Consider the following 3,062-nt stretch of genomic DNA (forward strand, 5'->3'; position numbering starts at 1 on the left):
GCGTAGGTGAGCTTGTCGAGCACCACCACTTCGGCACCGGCGAACGCCGGGTAGGACCCGCTCTTTTGTTTTCTGTGATATTCGTCGATTGTTAAACCAATCGACGTAATTCTTTGTGATTTCCTTGAATTCTCCAATAGGTTCTGTTGCAAAGTTTTCCAAAAAATCTATTTTAGTGTAAAATTGAGAAAAAAGACAGAGACGACAGAGTAATGAATCATTTTAAAGGCAAACAATTCAAAAAAGACGTCATTATTGTCGCTGTTGGTTACTACCTGCGTTACAATCTAAGCTATCGTGAAGTTCAGGAATTGTTATATGATCGTGGAATAAATGTTTGTCATACTACGATTTATCGTTGGGTGAAAGAGTACAGCAAAGTCCTCTATTATCTTTGGAAGAAGAAAAATAGACAATCCTTCTATTCATGGAAAATGGACGAAACCTATATCAAAATTAAGGGACGTTGGCATTATCTTTATCGTGCAATTGATGCGGACGGCTTAACCTTAGATATCTGGTTACGAAAGAAACGGGATACGCAAGCAGCCTATGCTTTCTTAAAACGACTCCATAAACAGTTTGGTGAGCCGAAAGCAATTGTGACTGATAAAGCACCTTCTCTTGGCTCCGCCTTTAGAAAGTTACAGAGTGTGGGTTTATATCCTAAGACAGAGCACCGAACTGTGAAGTATCTTAACAATTTAATAGAACAAGACCATCGACCTATTAAACGACGGAATAAATTTTATCAAAGTCTCCGTACAGCCTCTTCCACGATTAAGGGCATGGAGACCATTCGAGGAATATATAAAAAGAACCGAAGAAATGGAACGCTCTTCGGCTTTTCGGTGTCTACTGAAATCAAGGTATTAATGGGAATACCAGCCTAAGATATTTGGAGTTCAGAGCGGGCGCGTTTGATTTTCAAACTTCGCAACAGAACCATCAATTCATTTTAGCTTAAATTTGAAAAAAAAGATAGTTAGAACTGGACTAAATTCAAATAAATGGATACAAAATGGAATACATCTTCTTAGGTCAATACCCGAATTGCTAGTTAATTTCATTGGAAAATAAATAAGTCGTGCTATCCTAATCTTAAACCACTAGGCATTAGAAAGCGCACGACTTATATGACTTATAATAGCACACTTCCAAAAGTTTTTGTTTATTTACTGACAACCATTGAGACGCTTTATCAAACGAGGGTTTCCCTTGAGGTTCAAAACCGAAAGAACGTCCATCTCGCAACATCAGATTGCTTAGTTATCGCTTGTTACCTATGGGGCGTACTGCATTTTAGTGAAACGCTTAAAGCTAAGCACCAACTTGCTCAAAGTTTATTTCCTAATTTCCTAGAATATTCTCGCTTTGTCCGCCGTTGTAATGCCCTCTTACCGAGTATCCAAGTCATTCGCCAAGCACTCGTCTTTAAAGAGGTTGAAGGAATTAGTGTATCCATTATTGACAGCTTCCCCATTCCTTTGTGTCAGCCTATTCGTAATTTCAGAAGCAAAGTTCTTGGAGATTATGCAAATGTTGGCTACAATTCTACAAAGGGACAGTACTTCTATGGATGTAAATGTCATGCTTTAGTCAGTGAATCAGGCTATGTCATAGACTACACAATTACTCCTGCTTCAATGGCTGATAGTTCAATGACCGAGGAAGTGTTGAGTCAATTTGGGACACCAACAGTCCTTGGAGATATGGGATATCTAGGTCAGTCACTGCATGAAAGGCTGGAATTAGAAGGAATTGATCTAATTACACCTGTCAGGAAGAACATGAAGCAAAAGAAAATCCTTTTCCCTAATTTTTCAAAACATAGAAAAGTGATTGAGCGAGTTTTTTCTTTTTTGACAAATCTAGGAGCTGAGCGTTGTAAAAGTCGTTCGCCTCAAGGTTTTCAATTGAAATTAGAGATGATACTTTTAGCGTATTCTTTACTGTTAAAATCAGCTAAAACACTGGAACCAGAGACTTTAAGATATTCTATCGGGTATCAAGTCATGGCTAAATAATCAACTAGCAATTCGGGTTAACTAATACCAATCAAATGCTTAGTGGTTTTTCTACTTCAAGAACTGGTGTAGATGGCTTGAAAACAGGTTCAACAAGTTTTCAAATTGACTGTTTTGCTGGAACAACAAATCAAAACGGCTTTAGAATCATTACGGTTGTTTTAGAAGCTACAGATCCTGCTGCTGACAACTCAACTCCTTTCACCCTCACAAATCAACTGATGAACTATGTTTATGGTCATTGGCGTACGACCAGTCTTGTGCAAAAAAATAAATCCTTAGATGATTTTAAAGAAATTGCTGTGATTGATGGAAAAGAAAAATCTGTTCAACTCGTTGCTCCACAAAATATCACTCCCGTTGTTCCTTACGCTACAGATGGTAGTGCAGATACAAAATCACTGACAGTCAAATTCAGTAAGAAAAAAACAGCCTCAGTTGAAGCAACTGTGACTAAAAACCAAAAACTTGTCACTCTTTCTACTACAGTAAAGGATAGTTTAGGCTATCTTCCAAATTGTACCGCAGAACAAATTCCATTGGTTGCTAAGAAAACTGTCCCCCGTAGTAGCGCTCCAAAGGTTTTTTGGAATCATTTTGTAAATTTCGTTAATGAAAAACTATAAAATTTTACTGACAGAAAACTTGTCAGTAAATTAACTCACAAAAAAAGCCGTCAATTTACTGACAGCTTTTTTATTATCCTTTAGATTTTACAATTGCAAGTAAAATTGCACCTGTTACGAATAAAACAATCCCAATTCCAACATAAACCAATTCTTTTTTGGTTTTCTTTTCACCAAGGAAGAGAATTCCTCCAATAGTTGAAATGATAACACCTAATTGTGAGAACGAAAAGGCAATTACGTTACCAGCAGCGCTTGCAGCCATAAGCATAAAGATATTTCCTACACCAAACATTGCTCCATCAATCATATTTTCATAAACATATTTATCCATCGACGGCCCCGGATATCCCGGCCAACTCGCGGAAACGCTTGGCCTCACCCGGTCCAACGTGTCCAACCACCTGAG

At 37.9% G+C, this 3,062-nt stretch carries 6 protein-coding genes; 4 read left to right on the plus strand and 2 right to left on the minus strand.

Annotation, left to right across the window (positions count from 1 at the left end; genetic code table 11):
• The coding region (locus tag ABZX02_RS43720) for a hypothetical protein (RefSeq protein ID WP_355307943.1) at positions 1–162 on the minus strand (162 nt) is incomplete at its 3' end.
• 50 nt (positions 163–212) lie between these two features.
• Between ABZX02_RS43720 and ABZX02_RS43725 the strand changes: the two genes are divergently transcribed.
• From ABZX02_RS43725 to ABZX02_RS43735, 3 genes are all read left to right on the plus strand, one after another.
• Positions 213–893, plus strand: coding sequence for an IS6 family transposase (locus ABZX02_RS43725; RefSeq protein ID WP_355307937.1), 681 nt, complete (start codon positions 213–215; stop codon positions 891–893).
• Positions 894–1,136: 243 nt separating this feature from the next.
• Positions 1,137–2,027: an IS982 family transposase gene (locus tag ABZX02_RS43730; protein WP_355307939.1), complete on the plus strand. Its 891-nt coding sequence runs from the start codon at positions 1,137–1,139 to the stop codon at positions 2,025–2,027.
• 35 nt (positions 2,028–2,062) lie between these two features.
• Positions 2,063–2,653, plus strand: coding sequence for a hypothetical protein (locus ABZX02_RS43735; protein ID WP_355307941.1), 591 nt, complete (start codon positions 2,063–2,065; stop codon positions 2,651–2,653).
• Between the two features lie 73 nt (positions 2,654–2,726).
• Here the strand turns inward: ABZX02_RS43735 and ABZX02_RS43740 are convergent, their stop codons facing one another.
• Positions 2,727–2,987, minus strand: coding sequence for a GRP family sugar transporter (locus tag ABZX02_RS43740; protein WP_355307945.1), 261 nt, complete (start codon positions 2,985–2,987; stop codon positions 2,727–2,729).
• On the opposite strand from ABZX02_RS43740, the gene ABZX02_RS43745 reads away from it, so the two are divergent.
• A partial coding sequence (locus tag ABZX02_RS43745) for an ArsR family transcriptional regulator (protein ID WP_355307947.1) occupies positions 2,986–3,062 on the plus strand: 77 nt, incomplete at its 3' end. The two genes, ABZX02_RS43740 and ABZX02_RS43745, sit on opposite strands and share 2 nt — an antisense overlap.

It is taken from the genome of Lentzea sp. NPDC003310 (genome assembly GCF_040610935.1).
GTDB lineage: Bacteria > Actinomycetota > Actinomycetes > Mycobacteriales > Pseudonocardiaceae > Lentzea.

Coding starts and splice junctions, on each gene's coding strand:
- ABZX02_RS43740 (WP_355307945.1), bottom strand. CDS start 2,987: ATGGATAAATATGTTTATGAAAATATGATTGATGGAGCAATGTTTGGT.
- ABZX02_RS43735 (WP_355307941.1), top strand. CDS start 2,063: ATGCTTAGTGGTTTTTCTACTTCAAGAACTGGTGTAGATGGCTTGAAA.
- ABZX02_RS43730 (WP_355307939.1), top strand. CDS start 1,137: ATGACTTATAATAGCACACTTCCAAAAGTTTTTGTTTATTTACTGACA.
- ABZX02_RS43725 (WP_355307937.1), top strand. CDS start 213: ATGAATCATTTTAAAGGCAAACAATTCAAAAAAGACGTCATTATTGTC.